The sequence below is a fragment of the Rhodococcus sp. 14C212 genome, assembly GCF_011058195.1.
GTDB lineage: Bacteria > Actinomycetota > Actinomycetes > Mycobacteriales > Mycobacteriaceae > Rhodococcus > Rhodococcus aetherivorans.
Map to the genome: position 1 here is coordinate 1 of NZ_JAALEH010000145.1, position 9,181 is coordinate 9,181.

Genomic DNA, 9,181 nt, shown 5'->3' on the forward strand with positions numbered 1-9,181 from the left:
CCGGCAGCTCAACCGGGCCCTGCACACCGTCGTGCTGTCCCGGCAACGATACGACGACGCGACCAAGGCATACACCGCCCGACGAACCGCCGAAGGAAAGACGTCCCGCGAGACCAAACGCTGCCTCAAGCGATACATCGCCCGCGACTTCTACCGGCTACTCGAACACCATCAGACCGCTTGACATCCATAGGAGCGTCCATGCAGCAGTTCCTATCGAAGATCGTCGAGTGCGCAGCACTGGACCGACAGATCGAACGTGTACACCGACATCCCGCTTCCGATGTAGTGGCGATGGCGTCGACCCGGACCAGCCTCTGGTCGATCCGTTCGTCGGAAAACTGCTTCTTGCCACATTGGTGACCAGCGGTCGGGTCACCGCCGTGTATGTGATGCAGCAAGACCATTGATCGAAGTGAATGCTGGTGTTATAGAGCACCATTGAGTAGGATACTGATGTCGGCGGTGTATGTGGTTGCCGGGGAGGGCAGGCCATACCTGTTGACAGTTCGTCCCAGGAGCATCCACCGCAGGTGGCATGTTGGGCCAGTGGTGTGCGTGCAGAATGGGCGAGGCGGCGTGCCCTGCGTGTGGACACGGGCAGATCCCGACACCCCCCCCTGATTCGGGCTGCCGGAGCCTTGCTTCGTCGCTGATCATGGGATCATCGACGAAGCAAGCCTTTCCGCCCTTTGCGCGACGTCTCCCTATTCGCCGAGCGTCTTCCAGCAGGTCTGCGCGGCAGCGTGTTGCAGGAAGCCGGCGAAGCGGGCGCCGTGGCGTTCGTATCAGATCGTCAGTCGGCGGTAATCGGGTCAACCTGGCCATGGTGCGTTCGATCTTGCGCCGGTGCCACTGAGGCGCCCGCTGCTGTCGATGCCGCGGCGGGCGATGCCCCGCTCGCTTAGCCACCGGCGGTGCACGGGATCGTCGTAGTCCTTGTCCGCCCGCAACCGACCCCCGGGGTCGGCGGCGCCGTGGCCCGCGGCGCGCCCGCCCCGCCTCCGATCGCGGCCACTATGGGTTGGAGCAGGACGCTGTCGTGGGTGTTCGCCGAGGTCACAGCGGTTACCAGCGGGAGGCCGTCGACGTCGGCGAGGATGTGGATCTTCGATCCGTTCTTGCCTCGGTCGGCCGGGCTGGGACCAGTCAGAGACCTCCGTTCTTTCGTCCGGACGTGGGCGGCGTCCAGGATCGCGGCGGACCAGCTCAGGTTTCGTCCTCCGCCGAGGCGACCTCGGACCCGACGGTCCAGCTCGTCGAACACCCCGGCCTTGACCCAGGCGGCGAAGCGCCGATGCGCAGTCGGAACGCTGCCCCCGAACGACGGCGGCAGGTGCCACCAGGTGCAGCTGCTGGTGAGCACGTAGACCCCCGCGGTGAACACCGTCCGATCGTCCAGCGCCGCCCACCACCCTGCGGTCACGCCCGGAACCCCGGTAACGGCGGCTCGGCGATCTCCCACAACGCCTCCGCCGCGAGATCACCTCGCCGAAATGTGCGACCTCCTTATTGACCAAACAGATATCTTTGATATTGTTAAGTTCCTTACACTGCAGCGTTTCCGAACGAGGAGGTTAACGCAACGATGCCGCTCAGTCTTGATGTCTGGCCTCCAGAAATCATCGCGCGCCACTATGCGGACGGGTGGTGGGACGCGGGGACGATGTCGGAGCGTTGCCGTCAAAACGCCCGTGAGCGTGGCGCCAAGATCGCCTACATCGACGACGGGCCTAATCCGGTCACGTACGCGTCGATGGAGGAGGGTGTCTCCACAATCGCGAAGGCGTTGTACTCGCTCGGCCTGGAGCGGGGCGAAGGTGTCGCGGTGATGCTCCCCGACTCGGCGGCGTTGCATGCCGCCTGGTTGGGTGCCGAACGTTCGGGTCACCTCGTGGTCGCCGTTCCTCACCGGTCGGGCTTCCGCGACATCGAGCGACTCGTCGTAGAGGCCGACTGCAAGGTATTCCTTTCCCTGGGGACACTTCGCGACGGAAGTCCCGCTGCGGAGATCGCTGACCGGCTGCGGCAGGAGAGCGGGTGGGAGGGCATCCACCTCACACTGAGTCAGGGCGCTGACGAGTGGTCCGTCGCCCTCGATGGCAAGCCCGTGCTCGCGGCGGAGGAGCCGCCCGTCGAGCGCGGTCTGACCGCGGACGAACTCTTCATGGTGATCTTCACGTCGGGAACGACGGGTCGCCCCAAGGGCGTCATGCAGACGATGAACCGACAGAAGTGGATGAACAGCAAGTGCACCCACCTTCATGGCGATGACATCTTCCTCGTGGCCGTGCCGGCCACGGGGGGCTTCGGGCTATGGTTCTCGCACTTCACTCCGCCGCTCAAGGGCGCGACGGCGATCGTGCGCTCGGAGTTCTCGGTTGAGCAGACCCTCGAAGACATCGAGAAACACCAGGTGACGGTGCTGGTGGTTGTGCCGACTCAGCTGAAGATGTTGCTAGCGCACCCGGACTTCGACAGGACCGACATGTCGTCCGTGCGCATTCTCGAGATCGGTGGCGAGCCGCTGCCCTACAGGATCGCAGAGGAGTTCGAACGCAAGACCGGCGCAATCTCTACCCAGTTCTACGGATCGAGCGAGTCCTTCTCGATCGCCGGGCCGACCAGGGCCGAGCATCCGAAGCACCTGAGGTACGGCACGACGGGGCCGATCATCCCGGAGAGCGAGTTCACACTCCTCGATGAGGAGGGCAACAGTATCCCGATCCCGGGTCGTGGACGCGTGGCCTCGCGTGGTCCTGGACGCAGTCCCGGCTACTTCAACGATCCCGCCGCGAATGAGGCGCTCGTCTGGCGCGACGGGTACGTGCTCCTCGGCGACATAGTCGAGGTCGACGCGGAAGGCTTCGTGAAGGTAGTCGGGCGGGCTTCGGACTTCATCATCCGGGGCGGTCTCAACATCAGCGGACCCGAGGTCGAGGATGCGGTGATGCTTCATCCCCGCGTCCAGAACGCGGCCGCAGTCCCGATGCCTGACCCGATCATGGGTGAGAAGGTCTGCGTATACGTGGTGAGTGCGGACGGCGAGGACGTGCGGTTGAGTGAGGTTCAGGAGGTCCTGGCCGAACACGGATACACCAAATCCAAGTGGCCGGAACGGATCATCACTGTCCCGGAGCTTCCCATCGCGCCCGGCGGCAAGGTGGCGAAGGCTGAACTGAAGGCGGACATCATCAGTCGGCTCGAGGCAGAGTCGAAGGAGGGAGCGATATGACGAAGACCAAGGAAGAAATGGTCGAGATCTTCCAGGGCTACTACGACAAGGTCGACGCGGGCGATGCCGCCGGCGCCGTCACGATCTATCACCCGGAAGTGAACTGGGTACACCTGCCGACTACGAAGCAGGAACTCGGTCTCTCGCACAGCGAAGCCGACGTGATCCAGAGCCGTGACGAACTCGAGGCCTACCTCACCCGCGTTCTGCCCCGTGCGGTCGAGGCGGGACTCGTACACACGGTGCAAAAGCTCGTCACCGACGGTGAGCAGGGTGCCCTCATCGGGCGCACGACCAGCACGGTCTCCCAGTCGGTCGACGACACCTTCATCGCGTGGTTCACGCTGCGCGACGGGCTGGTCTCCGAGTACAACCTGCGTCCGCTGTAGAGCTTGAAGCATCAATTAGGAGTTGGCATGGCTAGTGACAAGCACGTGTGGGTCGTCCAGACCGAGTGTGTTCCCGGACGCGAGGAGGAGTTCAACAAGTGGTACGACGAGCAGCACGTCCCGGACGTTCTCGCCGTGCCGGGAATCAAGAGTGTTCAGCGGTACCAGTTGGCGCCGCCGGACGAGAATCCGGTATCCAACCGGTGGCTCGCGATCTGGCAGCTCGAAGGTGACATCGACGAGATCCGCGCGACCTTGGCTACCGGTCGCGATCGCCGACCGCGCAGCGATTCCTACGTACACGAGCGGACCGTGTACAACTTTTATACACTTCGCGGCTGACGGTCGAGCAGCGATAGCGGCGAAGGACGCGACGCCGACGATCTCCTGACAGAGTTACTACGACCCTCTCCATCGGGGCGACGCGGCGACTGCCGCCGGAGTCGACGGCTTCGGGTGTGGACTGGTCGCACTGGTCCGCCTGGGGGAGTAGCCAGTTGGGTATCGCCATGACGAACCTGGATGTGTTGACCAGTCGCGACGAGGTTCGAGGCGAAGTACCACCATGCCGTGAACCCCGATTCGATCTGGTTCAGTCAAGACCCGTATGCCAGCAGGAACGCCTCTCGACGTCGTTGTCGGCTGCCCACCGACAGACGGCCAGAAGCCGGTGTGGGGAGAAGTTGTCGAGCACACGTACGACTTCTCCCCATGCCAATCCGCCCGTAACACCGTGGGAAAGTCGAGGAACTCGCCACCGCACTTGCGCGGCCGAATCCGGCAGTGCGTTCTGCCGCTGGACAGTCCAGTCAGTGAGCATACGTAGAACTCCGTCACAGACGTGATATGTGGCCCGCACCCGCAACCAGCGGATGCGTGGCAGAACGCCAGCGCTTACCCTGGCGAGGATGCAGGCTGGAGAGTGAACTCGTCGGTGCACAGGGCTCAGCCATCATCTGGTAGACGATCGCGTAGATCCGGATTGTGTGAATCCCGGCCAGCAAATTCCCGTCGTCAAGTTTCCACATAGTGGACTGCCAGGTGACCTCGACGGCGCGGAAATCCGACGCGGTCGTCCGTCCTCCATACTGATCGGACGACGAACACACACGGCGGCTGACGTGCCAAGACCACATCCCGATTTCGCCTCGAGACGGTCTGCCGTGCAACTCATCCCACCGGGAATCATCAGGTCGACGATCCGCGGCGAGCCACCGGACCGATCGTTCGTCCCAGTGTCACGATGGAGATGTCGGGCGGTTCGCTCGACCGTTCTCTTCTGACAGTCCCGACCGGGCTGCCGTCCCAGTACGCGGGTGGTTACGGAACCTGCCTAGGTTGAAAAGCGGCCAGGTTCGTGGATTATTGGACTGTGACTTCTACCACGAGGCAGGCGACAGGCGCGTCCGCGAGCTCCAGCGCTGAGTTCGTCGACCCCGAGTCATCTGACGAGCTGCACTGTCTGCGCGTGTCCGCGGGGCTGGTGGGTGGGGTGGCAACGCTCTCGTTCGAGCGTGCCGAGAGGAGCAACGCCATCGATGAGGCGTTTGTCGATGAACTATCCGAGCGGGTGTCCCAGATCGTATCGTGGGGTGACCGCGTCGGCGCTTTGCTGATTTGTGCCCGCGGGCGACGGTTCTCTGTCGGTGGGGACTTGAAGTTCCTCGACTCCGTCCCTGATGAGGTACGCCGAGACGTCATCGTCTCTATGACGGCGAGGTTTCACGCAGCGCTCAAGGCCCTCAACTCTCTGGATGCTCCCATTGTGGTTGCTGCTCGAGGCGCCGTTGCCGGCGGGGCGATAGGGTTCATCGCAGTGGCCGACTTGGTCATCGTGTCGGCCACCGCCACATTCTCGACCGGTAACATCACGAATGGACTCCCTCTCGACGGCGGCTCCTCATGGCTATTGCCCCGTTATGTCGGCCCCCGCAGAGCCGCCGAGATGTACTACGAAGGCCGCGTCGTGACAGCACGGGAGGCCGTTGACTGGGGTCTGGCAACGCGGATGGTCGATGACGCCGAGCTGGATCAGGACGCGATGGCGCTCGCCCGTCGGCTCGCCGGCAGCCGTGGTCGAGCCGTAGGCGAGACCCGCAGACTCCTCCGCGGTTCGTTCGACATGGACCTCGAAGGCCAACTGGATCTCGAGGCCGAGGCCATGACCCGGTCTGTGACCGGATCCATCGTCCCGGGGGGATTCGTCATCGGTCACGACAGAGCCGAGCCGAAGGACAAATCGGGAGTCTTCAGCAATGGTCTTGCGGAAGCGAGCGGTTCGCCCTAGCGCAAGTCACTTATCGGGCAGGTCTCGTGCGCAGCTCGATTCACGGAGTGATCGATGAGCCTTTTGCGGTCGGCGTCAGAAGTGTTGTGCGTGATCGTAGAACCGTTGCCGTCCGGGTTCCGGGCGCGACCGCCGGGCGGCCGTGCGGCGCAATCTGGACAGGTCCGGTCCCAGCATGCGGTCGAGCAGCACGATCGGAACGGCCAGCAGCCAAGACATCGGGGTGATGAACAGCTTGTCGATCACGGCGTCCACTTCAAGGCTCCTTTGTTGAAGGACGAGGGGAGTGCAGGTTCGGATGACGCACGCGTCCTCGGCCCCTCCGTCCGACACCAGCGGATCACCGGCCACCGGTATCCGGTCGACGACGACCGAGTGCGTACGGTCAGTGCAGGCGCTCGCTTCCGCCGACGCCAGGATGCGATGTGTCCACCACGCCCTCCATCGCGCTCAGTAGAGGCGCTCCCCGCGGGGTGGGCGGACATACGGCTTGATCTCATCCCAGGCTCCTGCTGTGGCCTTCTGCACCCACTGCGCGTCGGCAAGCAGGGCGCGTCCGATGGCGACGATGTCGAACTCATCGTGCTCGAACTGCTGCAGTAGGTAGGTCAAGCGCTCCTGGACTGTCTCGGCAACGATCGTGTTATCGCTGCCCATCAGGGCTCCGACGCCTACCGAACCCACTGCAATGGTCGGGCAGCCTGTGATCTTCTTGGTCCATCCGGCGAGTCCGAGATCGCCATGGGACTCGAACTCGGGCATCCAATGGCGCCGGCTGGAAGGGTGGAACAGGTCGACGCCGGCGTCCACCAACGGGGTGAGGATCTCTTCGAGCTCTTGGGGACTCGAAGCCAGTCGCGCTCGGTAGTGGTCGGACTTCCACTGAGAGAATCGAAAAACGATGGGGAAATCAGGGCCGACCGCTCCCCGAATGGCCCTGATCAGATCTACCGCGAACTTGGTACCATGCCGGTTCCCGTAACCGTAGACATCCCCGCGCCGGTTGGTGCGCTGCCAGAGAAACTCATCGATGATGTAGCCATGGGCGCCGTGTATCTCCGCGCCGTCGAAGCCACACTCCTTTGCAAACGTCGCGCTCTCAACGAAGTCACCGATGATGCGCTCGATGTCGGCGCCGGTGAGCGCACGCCCCACCGGCCGCCCGTCCAGCCCGATGCCCGATGGACTGACAGTCTCGGTGTCCGGACCGCGATCGTATTCCCCACCCCGCATGGCGCCCATGTGCCAGAGCTGGGGAATGATCGCAGAGCCCTCGGCGTGGACCTGCGCGATGACCGCCCGCCATCCGGCAGCTGCGTCCGCACCGTAGGCGTGAGGAACGTCGAGACTGAACCCGGCTGCCGGATCGCGCACGTGCACGCCCTCGGTGATGATCAGCCCCACACCGGCAGCCGCACGCCGCCGGTAGTAGTCGGCATTGTCCGCCGTTGGCACTCCGCCTGGTGACTTCAAGCGGGTCATCGGTGCGAGTGCGAACCTGTTCCGAAGCGACAGACCTCCCCACCGAAAAGGCTCTTGGAATGGAGTGAGATCGATCCTGTCATTTCTCGACACAGTTGACTCCTGACTCCGTCGGCTCGTCATGCCCGACTCCCTTCGAGGCGCAACTCTGCAGTTGGAATCAGTCGCTCCTCGACGAAGCCCATGCCGCCCTCCCCGATCGCCGACACATGGTCGTCGCCGGTCTTCGCCACCGCCGAGTCCGGCGCCGTGGTCCCGACTCCGGTCATCCCCCCGCACACGATGGGATGCGGGATCCCGCAGCTACGTGCGAACTCCGTGGTGAACAATCCGAGCCCTTTCTCTCATTGACCACCAGTAGACAATAGAGATACCTCTTTGGCAACCCGTTGTCGGATGCAGGCCGAGTACGAGCACCTGCAAGAGAAGTCGGATCTCGACCTCTGTGGTCCGAGCCCACGGCGTCGGCATCCCGATCGCTACCTGCTACCGGCATCCGTCAAGGGCCTCTACGCGTTCGCTGCCAGGCGCCGCAGTGACCCGACGTGCTACGCCGCGCCGCGCGGCGGGCGATGCGTATGTGATTCTCGACGGCACTCTCGTCTCCAGTGACCGGATTGCCGAGACACCGTCCGAACCAGGGCATCTCGATCCGCCTTGGGGTACTCCAGCAGCACCGCTGGTTCGGCGGAAACGGCCACTTCATCTCGACCGCGGGCAGATTCTCACGGCCGGTCGTCGGCCCCGCCGAGCCGCACCGACTCTGTGGCGACCGCCTGCGAACGCCGGATCACCGAGTCCTGTACGCTGCCGCAGCTGAGGGATTTGTCACCCTCGTGGACAGTGGCCGCCAGGGCGTAGGTATCGGCATCCATATCGACGAAGATCCTGCCGCCGGCGACGTCTTCGATGGCATACCGCCTTCCTCGACATTCCACTGCCCGAACTGCGATGCCTCCGCGAACGTGCTACCGCGCTGTTCACCGCCCTTGGAATACCCTCTACAGGATCGGACTGTGACCAGGTGAAGATCCGTCACAGGGCCATGCTCGTCCTCACGCGATTCGAGCACGCGGATTGCTCCTGAGGAACCCACTGATGGCATTCGGTCGGCGCGCTGTTCAGATCACAGCGGCCTCATCAGGTAGCGCGACACCCTGCTGCCAGCCAGCTCGTACCAGACCAGGAATCGAGCAACGTCAGGCTTCTTGTTGCTGGTTACCTCACAGATGAAGGCACCGCGATCGCCGTCGGCGACCAAGTCATGGATGAGGTGCCGAAGACCGCTCTCGACTACATTGGGGCAGGCCACGCTCAAGAACTTCAAGACGTCTTCGCGGGTGTAGAACTGGTCGAGATCGGTTAGTGAGAATCCAAGCTCGTCGCTCTGCCAAGCGGATAGGTGCGACCAGTAGACATCGTGGGTGAAGATCGAGACGGCGGCCGATGCATTCCCACGGTCGATCGCGTCGTAATAGCAGGTCTGGAAGAGCTCCAGTGCCTGTTCCTTTGCTGTCATGCGTACGGATCCCTTCGAGTGCCTACTTTGGTTTTCCGGTGAGGCCGCCCACTGAGCAATCAGGGTCAGGTGGCAGCCGTTGACATGTGACGCATCGTGCTCAAAACTGGCATTGCGTATCTTTAGAGCACTCTAAGTTTTTTTTGGGGACGGAGTCCAGATGACAGTGCAGGATGTGGTCCCGGCTCGGGGTGGGGTGCGCTCGACGTCGGCGTTGGCGGAGTTCGTCGCGGCTACCTCGTACGAGGATCTGCCGGAGGCGGTGGTCG

General features: G+C 63.4%; 9 protein-coding genes and 2 pseudogenes. 5 read left to right on the plus strand and 6 right to left on the minus strand.

The genetic code is table 11. The features are described from left to right. A pseudogene (locus G6038_RS29285) lies at positions 1–184 on the plus strand (IS110 family transposase); the annotation flags it as partial. A 617-nt stretch (positions 185–801) separates the two neighbouring features. Here G6038_RS29285 and G6038_RS29290 read toward each other — a convergent pair. After that, a pseudogene (locus tag G6038_RS29290) lies at positions 802–1,467 on the minus strand (IS5 family transposase); the annotation flags it as partial. 121 nt (positions 1,468–1,588) lie between these two features. Here G6038_RS29290 and G6038_RS29295 point away from each other — a divergent pair. From G6038_RS29295 to G6038_RS29310, 4 genes are all read left to right on the plus strand, one after another. After that, positions 1,589–3,235, plus strand: a complete 1,647-nt coding sequence (locus G6038_RS29295) for a class I adenylate-forming enzyme family protein (RefSeq protein ID WP_165042255.1) — start codon at positions 1,589–1,591, stop codon at positions 3,233–3,235. Then, a complete protein-coding gene (locus G6038_RS29300; protein WP_165042257.1) occupies positions 3,232–3,624 on the plus strand; it encodes a nuclear transport factor 2 family protein in 393 nt (130 codons plus the stop codon). The genes G6038_RS29295 and G6038_RS29300 overlap by 4 nt, the downstream gene beginning before the upstream one ends. Before the next feature lie 27 nt (positions 3,625–3,651). Further along, positions 3,652–3,966 (plus strand): DUF4286 family protein, encoded by a 315-nt coding sequence (locus G6038_RS29305; RefSeq protein WP_165042259.1) that lies wholly within the window; start codon positions 3,652–3,654, stop codon positions 3,964–3,966. 1,030 nt (positions 3,967–4,996) lie between these two features. Beyond that, positions 4,997–5,911, plus strand: coding sequence for an enoyl-CoA hydratase-related protein (locus tag G6038_RS29310; RefSeq protein ID WP_165042261.1), 915 nt, complete (start codon positions 4,997–4,999; stop codon positions 5,909–5,911). A 75-nt stretch (positions 5,912–5,986) separates the two neighbouring features. Here the strand turns inward: G6038_RS29310 and G6038_RS29315 are convergent, their stop codons facing one another. From G6038_RS29315 to G6038_RS29335, 5 genes are all read right to left on the minus strand, one after another. Next, positions 5,987–6,166, minus strand: a complete 180-nt coding sequence (locus G6038_RS29315; protein WP_206025821.1) for a hypothetical protein — start codon at positions 6,164–6,166, stop codon at positions 5,987–5,989. A gap of 195 nt (positions 6,167–6,361) precedes the next feature. Further along, positions 6,362–7,486, minus strand: a complete 1,125-nt coding sequence (locus G6038_RS29320) for a 12-oxophytodienoate reductase (RefSeq protein ID WP_346772948.1) — start codon at positions 7,484–7,486, stop codon at positions 6,362–6,364. A 26-nt stretch (positions 7,487–7,512) separates the two neighbouring features. Beyond that, positions 7,513–7,662, minus strand: a complete 150-nt coding sequence (locus G6038_RS29325) for a hypothetical protein (protein WP_165042265.1) — start codon at positions 7,660–7,662, stop codon at positions 7,513–7,515. 456 nt (positions 7,663–8,118) lie between these two features. Further along, the gene (locus G6038_RS29330; RefSeq protein ID WP_165042267.1) at positions 8,119–8,268 is read right to left on the minus strand and encodes a hypothetical protein; all 150 of its coding nucleotides are present in this window, start codon (positions 8,266–8,268) and stop codon (positions 8,119–8,121) included. 251 nt (positions 8,269–8,519) lie between these two features. After that, complete coding sequence (locus G6038_RS29335; RefSeq protein WP_165042269.1) at positions 8,520–8,912, minus strand: nuclear transport factor 2 family protein; 393 nt, start codon at positions 8,910–8,912, stop codon at positions 8,520–8,522. Positions 8,913–9,181: the final 269 nt, after the last annotated feature.